This is a genomic window from Streptomyces himastatinicus ATCC 53653 (genome assembly GCF_000158915.1).
Classification (GTDB): Bacteria; Actinomycetota; Actinomycetes; order Streptomycetales; family Streptomycetaceae; genus Streptomyces; species Streptomyces himastatinicus.
The window spans coordinates 963,741-973,296 of the sequence record NZ_GG657754.1 but is presented as its reverse complement, the minus strand read 5'-3'; the positions used below and the strand labels follow the sequence as shown (position 1 = coordinate 973,296).

The window sequence follows — 9,556 nt, the reverse complement described above, 5'->3', positions numbered from 1 at the left end:
TGACACTCACCCGGCACGGTCACCGGGACTCGCCGAGGGAAGTAGCGGCGGTAGCGGTCGTTCATCCGCTCCGTGTCCAGCAGGACGAAGAAGTCGGCGTCGTTGAAGCTCCGGTCGTGCTGCGGGGAGCCGCACATCCAGGCGCCGACCCGCAGATAGCCGCGGAGCAGCGGCGGCAGTTCGGCGTAGTTGGGCCGGGCGTCCAGCGTCTGCGTCGGGGCCCACGGGTCGAGCGGGTGGACCCGCAGCTCGGGCGGGGCGGCGTGCTTGGTGGTGCCCAGCAGCCAGGCGTTGGCCGCGGCCTGTTCGCCGTCGCCGAGCGGGACCGAGGCGCAGCCCGCGAGGTAGCGGTGGCCGGACAGCAGGACGTAGCGGGCGAGACCGGCCCACATCAGGTTGATGACCGCGCCGGAGCGGTGATCGGGGTGCACACAGGCCCGGCCCGCCTCGACCATCGAGGAGCGCACGTCCTCGGGCAGCCCCCGCAGATCGAACTCGGTGTCGGAGTAGAGCCGCTCGCTGCGCCCCGGGGGCAGCAGCCGGTAGGTGCCGACCACGGTGCCCGTCGCGGTGTCCGTGACGATCAGGTGGTCCATGACGTCGTCGAACTCGTCCACGTCACGGCCGGGGAAGGGGGAGGTCAGCACGCCTCCCCGCTCTTCGCCGAACACCTGGTAGCGCAGTCGCTGCGCGGCGTGGATCTGCTCCTCGGTATGGGCGATGGAGGTGACGTACGAGCTCGTGGAGGCCGCAGCCGGGGACGTCGTGAGCACGGACATTCCTGTTCTCCGTTCAGGGGACCGTCAGGAGCGGTGACGACACCACTCTTGCTCCGGCTCCGAACGGCACAGTGTCCGCGTGATGATTCGATGACTGCCAGCCGATGACGAAAACATGCCGCAGGTCGAACGGTGAGGTGTTATGGAGTGCCGCGCGGCCCCCGGCGCCCCTCGGGCCCGTGATCCCCGGGGAGCGGGAAGCCGAGCGACCGGGCCGCGGCGCTCGGGGTGGGCTGCGACCAGTGGTCGGCGACGGCTTGCGCGGACGAGAGGGAGCGGGTTTCGGCCAGATCCAGATAGAGCACCCCGTCCAGATGGTCCGTCTCGTGCTGGACGATCCGGGCGGGCCATCCGGTGAACTCCTCGTCCAGCTCACGCCCCGTCTCGTCCTGCCCGCGCAGCCGGATGCGCTCGGGCCTGCTGACCACGGCCTGCCAGCCGGGGACGCTCAGGCACCCCTCGAAGAACGCCGCCCGGGCGTCGCCGACCGGTTCGTACGACGGATTCACCAGCACCCGGTACGGCTGCGGCACCCGGCCGCGCGCCTCGCGCACCTCGGTCGCCACCTCGGCCGGGTCCTCGATCACCGCGAGCCGCAGCGGCACGCCGATCTGCGGAGCGGCCAGCCCCACCCCGGGCGCGTTGTGCATCGTCTCGCGCATCGCCCGCAGCAGCCGGTCCAACTGACCGTCGGGCAGCTGACCGTCGTAGGGGAGGGCCGCTTGCCGCAGGACGGGGAGGCCGGCGGAGACGATGGGGAGCGGACGGCAGCCGTCGAGCAGCTCTTCGACCAGCTCGGACAGGGAGGTGGTGGGCATGGGGACAGCCTGACAAGGAGGCCGGGCAGGGGCAATCCATCGGCGCTCGACGGTCCCCGAAAGGGGTTGCTCCGCCTGATGCTCACGATCCGACAAACGGTGAACGCGGTGCGGGCGCGCTCCGTACCCGCCCGTGAGCCGCCGGGGAATCCCACGCCTCCGCGGCTCGTCCGGGTCCTCCCGAGACTCGGTTCGCTGCCGCTCCGCGGTGTCTGTCCCCGTTTGTACACGGCGGAGCGGCAGCCCCGGCCAGCTCCCGGCCGGAGTCGAACCGCCGGCGGCCGCGGAGGCCCTGACCTCCGCGGCCGCCGGTGCGTCGCCCCGCGCTCAGCCGCCCGCGCCGCCGCGGCCCTCCGTCTCTCCGGCCCCCGCGCTTCTGGCCCCCGCGTCCCCGGCTCCCGCGCCTTCGGACTGGACGGCCCGGGCCTCGGGCAGCAGCTCCCGGATGTCGTTCGGCAGCACCCCGTACACCTTCTCCATCAGCTCCGGGTCCACGGCCGAGTCCAGGACCTCGAAGAAGGCGCTCGCCTCCCGGATCGCCTCCTCCTCGGTACTCTCGGTGCGCCAGGCGATCCGGCCCGCGAAACCGGTGAGGCCGAATCGTTCACCGTGGTCACGGTGGTGCGCCCGCTGCTCGGGGGAGCCTTCGTGGGAGGCGGTGACCCGGCGTATCGGCTCGGCGGCCTCGGCGGGCAGCTGCGCCGCCAGATGGTCGGCCAGCCCGCCCGGAATCCGCTCGGCGAGCGTTTCGAGCGTCGCGCGCACGGTCCGCTCGGCGGCCTGCCGGTCGGGCAGCTGCGCCCGCGCCTGTACCTGGCCTGTCAGTTCTTCGTAGCGCATGATCGGCGCTCCTCGGAATCGGGTTACCCGGCGTCCCCGCGCCGAGTGCCCGGGGTCACGCCCGGCGAATCGTCACTCCGGTGCGCGGGAGGCGAGCAGCGGGCCCAGGACCCGGGTGCCGGGGCCGGTGTGTCCGCCGGGGCCCGGCAGCTGGGTGGTGTTGTGCACGGTCAGCGGATCGCCGCAGTGCGCGCACGCGGTGACGGGGGTGGTGTCCCGGCCGCAGGTCAGATGGTGGACGCGGGCCGGTGCCCCGTCCGTACCGGCGCACCAGCGGTCGCCCCACCGCATCAGCGCCAGCAGCACCGGGTACAGCTCCTCGCCCTTCTCGGTCGCCCGGTAGTGCTCGCGCGGCGGCCGCTCCTGGTAGCGCTCCTTGCTCAGGACGCCCTCCTCGACCAGCCGGGCCAGCCGGGCCGCCAGCACCTTGCGCGAGATGCCGAGGTCATGGGCGAGGTCGTCGAACCGGCCGACCCCGGTCAGCACGTCCCGCATGATCAGCGCGGTCCACGCGTCGCCGAACAGATCGGTGGCGCGGGCGATCGAACAGGCCACATCGGCGAGCGGAGTACGGGTCATGCCCCGACCCTACCCGAGTTCCCTCGGGGAACCCGGGGTGTTAAGTTCCCTCAGGGAACCCGCCGCCGGGATGAGGGAGTAGACCATGGCCGCCGCCCCGCGCATCGAGCTGGACGCAGACGGGCCCGACGTCGTCGACGGCCGCCAGATCAGGGCCATCGCCTTCCAGGAGTGCCGCATGACGTACGTCCGCGGCACCCTCGCGGCCCTCGGCCGCACCCCGGACGGCTGCCGTGCGCTGGTCGTGGGCAGCGGCCGCGGGCTGCTCGCGCGCGGCCTGGCCGGGCTCGGCTTCGACGTCACCGCCGTCGACCCGTCCGCCGCCGCCACCCGCATCGCCCGCGCGACGCATCCGCACGACCATCCCGCCGTCGCCTACCGGACCGCGCCCGCCGAGGAACCGGGCCTCGCGGACGCCGCGTTCGACCTCGCCTACTACGCGGACACCTTCGAGATCACCCCCGATCCCGACCGGGTGCTGGCGGAGGCCGCCCGGCTGCTGCGCCCCGGCGGCGTCCTCGTCTACGACACCGTCAACCGCACCCCGCTGTCCCGGCTGATCTACCTCGGCGCCTTCCAGCGCCTCCCGCTCACCCGCATCATGCCCACCGGCCGCTACACGGCGGCCCGGCTGCGCACCCCCGCCGAACTGACGGCCGCCCTCGACCGGCACGGCCTGCGCAACGAGGACATCTGCGACTTCCGGCCCCGGGACCCGCGCGGCCTCGTCAGGGCCACCGTCGCCCGCCGCCGCGGCCGGATCACCGATGAGCAGATCCCGCCGCTGGCCGGTTTCGTACTGGCCCCGGACGCCCGGCCGCGCGTCACCTACCTCGGATACGCCCTGAGGAGCTGACCGCGGCGGCTGAACGCGGCAGTGCGCGCGTTCCGGCGCACACTGGCACTGTGACGGGAAAGCGCAGCGCCGGGATCCTGCTGTACCGCGGGACGGGCCCGGCCACGGAGGTTCTGCTCGGCCACATGGGCGGGCCGTTCTGGGCCGCCAAGGACGAGCACGCATGGTCCGTACCCAAGGGCGAGTACGAGGGGGACGAGCTTCCCGAGGCCGCCGCGCGGCGCGAGTTCCAGGAGGAACTGGGGCTGCCGCCGCCCGCGGGCGACCTCCGGCCGCTGGGCACCGTACGGCAGACCGGCGGCAAGCTGGTCACCGTCTGGGCCCTGGCGGGCGACCTCGACCCGGAGCTGATCACCCCCGGCACGTTCGCCATGGAATGGCCGCGCGGATCCGGGCGGACGCGGGAGTTCCCCGAGATCGACCGGGTCGCCTGGCTGGACCTCGGCCGGGCCCGTACGAAGATCATCGCGAAGCAGCAGGTCTTCCTCGACCGGCTCGGCGAACTGCTCGACGGGGCGGCCCGGACACGCTGACGGAAAACACGGTGGTGGGCATGGAGAACGTGAGGAGTTCCGAGTACCTGCCCCGGCTGCGCCTGGACGAGCTGCTGGAGGAGCTCCAGGTGCGCATCGACGCGGTGCGCGGCACCCAGGACCGGCTGCACAACCTGCTGGAAGCGGTCCTCTCCGTCGGCCGCGAGCTGGATCTGCGCCAGGTGCTGCGGCGGATCGTCGAGGCCGCGGTGGTGCTGGTGGACGCCGAGTACGGCGCGCTGGGCGTGATCGGCGACGATCAGCGGCTGGCCGAATTCCTGCCGGTCGGGGTCGGCCCCGAGCAGAGGGCGGCGATCGGTTCGCTGCCCGCCGGTCACGGCATCCTGGGCGAGCTGATCCGCCACCCCGAGCCGCTGCGGCTGGCCGAGCTGTCCGACCACCCCGCCTCGTACGGATTCCCGCCCGGCCATCCGCCGATGCACTCCTTCCTGGGCGTGCCCATCCGGGTGCGGGACGAGGTGTTCGGGAACCTCTACCTCACCGAGAAGCGCGGCGGGAAGGAGTTCGACGGCGAGGACGAGACGGTGCTGTCCACCCTCGCCGTGGCCGCCGGGGTCGCCATCGAGAACGCCCGGCTGTACGAGGAGGCCCGGCACCGCCAGCACTGGCTGGAGGCGAACGCCGAGGTCACCAACAACCTGCTGTCCGGCGTGGACGAGACCGGAGTGCTGGAGCTGATCGTCGACCACGCCCGCCGGATCCTCTCCGCCGACCTGGGCGTGCTGATGCTGCCCGTCACCGGATCCGACTCCCTCCAGGTCGCGCTGGCGTCCGGCACCGACGCCGAGGCGCACCGCGGTCTTGTGCTGCCCCGCGAGGGCACCTTCGCCGGTGCCGCCTTCACCGCGTCCGAGCCGGTCACCAGCACCGATGTGGCGAACGACCCGCGGATCGCGGTCGGCCCCCAGCGCTGGAACGGCCTCGGCCCGGCCGTCGCGGTCCCGATGCGCACCAGCGACGGGGTCGGCGGCGTCCTCTCCCTCGCCCGTACGGAACGCAGCCCCGCCTTCACCCAGATCGAGACCGACACCCTGCTCGGCTTCGCGGGCCAGGCGGCGATCGCCATGAGGCTGGCCGAGCGGCGGCGCGACGCCGAACAGCTCGCCCTGCTGGAGGACCGCGACCGGATCGCCCGCGACCTGCACGACCTGGCCATTCAGCGGCTGTTCGCGGCCGGGATGACGCTCCAGAGCACCCTGCGCTTCGTCCAGCACCCGGAGGGCTCCGAACGGCTGCTGCGGGTGGTGGACGACCTCGACGACACCATCAAGATCATCCGCTCCACCATCTTCGGGCTGCGCTCCCACGAGGCGGGCCCCGCGGTGCAGGGGCTGCGGGTCCGTACCGCCAAGACCATCGAGGAGGCGGTGCCCGCACTCGGCTTCACCCCCGCGCTGCGCACCGAGGGACTGGTCGACACCGATGTGCCGCGGCCGGTCGCGGACGACATGGTCGCGGTGCTCGCCGAGGCGCTGTCCAACGTGGCCCGGCACGCCCGGGCGCACGCCGCCGAGGTCACGCTGATCGTGCACGGCGGACGGCTGACCCTGACCGTGACGGACGACGGCGTCGGCATACCGGACGGCGGCCGCCGCAGTGGCTTGCGCAACCTCGCGGAGCGCGCCGAGAAGCTGGCCGGGCGGCTGGACCTCACCGCGCCCCGGGAGGGTGGCACCCGGCTGGTGTGGGCCGTTCCGCTTCCGGACCGCTGACGCCAGGACCGCTGACGCCAGGACCCAGCCGGATCAGCATCTGCACATGGCCGGGCGCGCGCCGCCCGTCGCTCAGCGCCCAGCGCAGATCGGACCACTCCAGCGCCTGGTGCAGCAGCGAGGCCCGGATGCCGTGCGCCGTCGCCAGCAGCAGGACGTGTTCCAGCGCCTGACCGGCCCGCAGCCAGTCGGCACGCCGGTCATGGGCGGTGGTGAGCACGGCGATCGTCGGCCGGCTCTCCAGGACCGCGGTCGGCCGGCGGCCGTCCACCGGGGCGCGGTGCTCGCGCGGCGGCCGGCCGCCGGTCGCCGCGTGCTCGCGGTGGTCCTCGGCGGTGCGCCGCTCGGCCTCCGCGGTCAGTCGCAGCAGCCGCGCGGTCTCCTCCGGGCCCGCCGAGTACAGCGTCGCCCCGTCCCCGCGCGCGGCCTCGGCGAACACGCCCAGCTCCGTCGGCGGCAGCCGTCGGCCCGGGAACGGGGACCGGCTGCCGGGCCGACGCCAGATCATGTCGTACAGGCCGTCGGAGTGCGGGGCGACGCCGCCGTACGAGGGAACGGCCAGCCCCACGGTGGCCAGCAGGTCCGGCTGGGAGCGGTGCGGAAGCAGCCGCACCACCGGCTCCCAGCCGAAGTGGGCCACGGCCACGCGCAGATTGCACACGGCGGCCCCGGCGGAGACGCACAGCGCCCGCCCCATGGGGTCGGCCTGCCGCAGACCGCGCTCCGGGGCTGCCCGGACCTCCAGGGTGACGGTGTCCGGGTTCAGCCGGTACCGCCATGGCTGGGCGTGGAGCATCGACGGAGCGGCGACGGCGGCGGAGATCAGCTTCTCCAGCGTCGCCGCGTCCAGTACTGCGGGCTCCATGGTCTTCTCCTCGCCGGGCGGGCCGGTCCACATGGACACGGTCGAATGGTCGGGGCGGGAACAGGGCAGGTCGGAGTGCGAAGTGGGGGACAGGGTCAGCGGGGCGGGGCGGGACGGGCGTCGGGGCCTTGCGCCGGGGACGTGTGGCTGGCCAGGACGGCGGCCTGGATACGGCGTTCCACGCCCAGCTTGGCCAGCAGTCGTGAGATGTGGTTCTTGACCGTCTTCTCGGAGAGGAAGAGCCGCTTGCCGATCTGCCGGTTGGTCAGCCCCTCGCCGATCAGCGCCAGGATCTCCCGCTCGCGCGGCGAGAGCCCGGCCAGCGCCTCGTCCCGGGGTTCCTGCGGGGTGTCGTCGCCGCGCAGGGTCCTCATCAGCCGGGCGGTGGTGGCCGGGTCCAGCATCGACTGGCCGGACGCGACGGTCCGTACGGCGGACACCAGGTCGGACCCCTTGATCTGCTTGAGCACATAGCCCGCGGCCCCGGCCATGATCGCGTCCAGCAGCGCATCGTCGTCGTCGAACGAGGTGAGCATCAGACAGGCCAGCCCCGGCATGCGGGAGCGCAGTTCACGGCAGACCGTGATGCCGTCCCCGTCCGGCAGCCGGACGTCCAGGATGGCCACGTCGGGCCGCAGCGCCGGGCCCCGGGCCAGTGCGTGGTCCACCGTTCCCGCGTCGCCGACGACCTCGATGTCCGGCTCGGCGTCCAGCAGATCGTGCAGCCCGCGCCGTACCACCTCGTGGTCGTCGAGCAGGAACACCCTGATGGGCACGGGGGGAGCCACCCGTGTCCCGGCCCAGGTCTCGCTCATGGCGCCCTCGCACCGCTCGTCCGCGTCGTCCGCTGGTCGATCCCGCTCGTCGGTCCGCTCGTCCGTCCGCTCGTCGGTCCCGCTCGTCCGGCCACCCGGCCCCCGGTAGACGAGCGTGGCGCATCCACCACGTGCACACCAGGGCCGAACGGGCCCCCGCGCGGCCGCGACGGGACCGAAAGGCCCCCGACGGAGAGGGCTGCACGGCCCTCGTATCCCCAACGCGCGCGTGCCACGGTCTGAATCATGGGCACGAAAGTGCGGGGGCGGTGGTTGTGGCGATGGCGGCGCAATCCCCTCAAACGCCGCTCGGACGTGGTGGAAGCCTGGGTGGTCCTGGTGACCGGCCTGGTGATGGTGGTCGGCGGCCCCGCGGCGGGAGTCGCGACCGGCGACGCCGTGGCGGACGGCCTGCGGCAGGAGCGCGCGGACCGGCACCGGGTGCCCGCGGTGCTGATGGAGAACGCGCCCGCCGCGCTGCCCGCCGCCGACGGTACGGACACCGCCCGGGTGCGCGCCGAGGTGCGGTGGACCGGACCCGACGGTGTCGTGCACACCGGCACGGCCCGGGTCGACGAGGGCAAGCGCGCCGGTACGGCCACCTCGGTCTGGACCGATGACCGCGGCCGTCTCGTCTCCGACCCGCCCACCGCGCGGCAGGCGGCGACCCGCGCCACGCTGGCCGGTGCGTCGGCGTCGGCGGGGGTGTGCCTGGTGTCGCTGATGGGCCGTGGGGTGGTGCGGTGGCGGCTGGACCGCGGCCGGGACCGTGAATGGGAGCGGGCGTGGGCCGAGGTCGGCCCCCGCTGGACGCGCCGCCACACCTGAGCCGCCCCGCCCCTGTTGGCGATCTGTTGGTGATCTCAGGCCGGTGGGCCCGTCAGATGGGCGGTGGTCAGCTGGTTGTCGAAGTCCACGACGCCCTCGATCGCACGGATCAGCCGGGCCGCGGCCGGGATCAGCACGGCGTCCCGGACATGCCCGGTGAGGGTGACCACGCCCTCGCTCACGCGCACCTCGACCGTCTGCCCCGGGGCCGGGAAGAGATGGGCCACCACCTCGCGGCGCGCCTCCTCCTCGATCTCCTCGTCCGGCCGCAGGAACACCTTGAGCAGATCGGCGCGGCTGACGATGCCCTCCAGCCGCCCCTCGTCGTCGACCACCGGAAGCCGCTTGACCCGCTTGTGGGTCATGATCCGGGCCGCCTCGGCGAGCGTCGCGTTCGCGTGCACCGTGATGGCCGGGCTCGTCATCAGCTCATCGGCGCTCACCGCGCCCGCCTTGGCGATACCGGGGAGGTCGCGCAGCTGGGCCAGCCGGTCCGGATCGCTGTTCCGGAACTCCTCCTTGGGCAGCAGATCCGCCTCCGACACCACACCGATGACCCGGCCCTCGCCCGCCAGCACCGGCAGGGCGCTCACCTTCCACTGCTCCAGCGTCCTGACGATCTCCTTGAACGGCGCCTCGCGGCCGACGGCGACGACGGTATGGGTCATCACATCACTCACGATGCGCGCGGTCCGGGACACGGTTCCTCCTGTCGGTCTGTCGGTGTCCGGTCGGCGTCTGTCAGGCCGGTTCGCGGCGCGCCCGGATCCGGCGGCCGGTGATGCGTTCGGGTTCGATGCGCAGCCACAGATCGCGGCCGCCGCCCGGCCACGGCGGGGTGTACGCGGCGTCGTCCAGCCGCCGTATCGCCGCCGGGTCGGTGACCCGCTGGGCGCGGCCCACGACGAGC

11 protein-coding genes are annotated in these 9,556 nt (G+C 73.6%); 4 read left to right on the top strand and 7 right to left on the bottom strand.

Features of this window, described 5'->3' with window-relative positions; translation table 11 throughout:
* The 4 genes from SSOG_RS03485 to SSOG_RS03470 all read right to left on the bottom strand — a co-directional run.
* The coding region (locus SSOG_RS03485) for a GNAT family N-acetyltransferase (protein ID WP_009712822.1) at positions 1-779 on the bottom strand (779 nt) is incomplete at its 3' end.
* 140 nt (positions 780-919) lie between these two features.
* The gene (gene def, locus SSOG_RS03480) at positions 920-1,597 is read right to left on the bottom strand and encodes a peptide deformylase (protein ID WP_009712821.1); all 678 of its coding nucleotides are present in this window, start codon (positions 1,595-1,597) and stop codon (positions 920-922) included.
* Positions 1,598-1,924: 327 nt separating this feature from the next.
* Positions 1,925-2,437, bottom strand: coding sequence for a DUF2267 domain-containing protein (locus SSOG_RS03475; RefSeq protein ID WP_009712820.1), 513 nt, complete (start codon positions 2,435-2,437; stop codon positions 1,925-1,927).
* Between the two features lie 72 nt (positions 2,438-2,509).
* On the bottom strand, positions 2,510-3,016 hold the full coding sequence (locus SSOG_RS03470; protein WP_039936474.1) for a winged helix-turn-helix transcriptional regulator: 507 nt from the start codon (positions 3,014-3,016) through the stop codon (positions 2,510-2,512).
* Positions 3,017-3,101: 85 nt separating this feature from the next.
* Here SSOG_RS03470 and SSOG_RS03465 point away from each other — a divergent pair, with 85 nt between their 5' ends.
* Genes SSOG_RS03465 through SSOG_RS03455 form a run of 3 tightly spaced genes read left to right on the top strand, consistent with a single transcriptional unit; the run spans position 3,102 to position 6,138 of the window.
* Entirely contained in the window at positions 3,102-3,872 is a 771-nt protein-coding gene (locus SSOG_RS03465; RefSeq protein ID WP_009712818.1) for a methyltransferase domain-containing protein, read from the top strand.
* 50 nt (positions 3,873-3,922) lie between these two features.
* Entirely contained in the window at positions 3,923-4,405 is a 483-nt protein-coding gene (locus SSOG_RS03460) for an NUDIX hydrolase (RefSeq protein WP_009712817.1), read from the top strand.
* A gap of 20 nt (positions 4,406-4,425) precedes the next feature.
* Positions 4,426-6,138, top strand: coding sequence for a sensor histidine kinase (locus SSOG_RS03455; RefSeq protein WP_050800257.1), 1,713 nt, complete (start codon positions 4,426-4,428; stop codon positions 6,136-6,138).
* Here the strand turns inward: SSOG_RS03455 and SSOG_RS03450 are convergent.
* A complete protein-coding gene (locus tag SSOG_RS03450; RefSeq protein ID WP_050799751.1) occupies positions 6,077-7,036 on the bottom strand; it encodes a nitroreductase family protein in 960 nt (319 codons plus the stop codon). The two genes, SSOG_RS03455 and SSOG_RS03450, sit on opposite strands and share 62 nt — an antisense overlap.
* Before the next feature lie 62 nt (positions 7,037-7,098).
* Positions 7,099-7,818 carry a response regulator gene (locus SSOG_RS03445; protein WP_009712814.1) on the bottom strand — a complete coding sequence of 240 codons (720 nt, stop codon included), beginning with the start codon at positions 7,816-7,818 and terminating at the stop codon, positions 7,099-7,101.
* A gap of 246 nt (positions 7,819-8,064) precedes the next feature.
* Here SSOG_RS03445 and SSOG_RS03440 point away from each other — a divergent pair, with 246 nt between their 5' ends.
* Positions 8,065-8,646, top strand: coding sequence for an Rv1733c family protein (locus SSOG_RS03440; RefSeq protein ID WP_009712813.1), 582 nt, complete (start codon positions 8,065-8,067; stop codon positions 8,644-8,646).
* Between the two features lie 35 nt (positions 8,647-8,681).
* On the opposite strand, the gene SSOG_RS03435 is transcribed toward SSOG_RS03440, so the two are convergent.
* Positions 8,682-9,347: a CBS domain-containing protein gene (locus SSOG_RS03435; RefSeq protein WP_009712812.1), complete on the bottom strand. Its 666-nt coding sequence runs from the start codon at positions 9,345-9,347 to the stop codon at positions 8,682-8,684.
* Between the last annotated feature and the right edge of the window lie 209 nt (positions 9,348-9,556).